The following is a 216-nucleotide window of genomic DNA, read 5'->3' on the forward strand; positions in this document are numbered from 1 at the left end:
GCGTGATGATCGAACACCGCAACACCGTTAACTTCCTCAGTTGGGCACACACGGCTTTCGACGGCTCTGCACTCGAAAAAACGCTGTTCTCCACCTCATTGAACTTCGATCTTGCGGTTTATGAGTGCTTCGCGCCGCTGACGTCGGGCGGCAGCATCGAAGTGGTCAAAAACGTCCTTGAACTGCAACACGGCGAGCACGATATCGGCCTGATCA

The 216-nt window shown here is 54.6% G+C and carries 1 protein-coding gene; it reads left to right on the forward strand.

Going from position 1 to position 216, the window contains the following annotated elements:
- The coding region (locus AO388_RS08425) for a hypothetical protein (protein ID WP_153003980.1) at positions 1-216 on the forward strand (216 nt) is incomplete at both ends.

Origin of the sequence: Pseudomonas sp. ICMP 10191, from assembly GCF_001467335.1 — a bacterium.
GTDB classification, from domain to species: domain Bacteria; phylum Pseudomonadota; class Gammaproteobacteria; order Pseudomonadales; family Pseudomonadaceae; genus Aquipseudomonas; species Aquipseudomonas cerasi.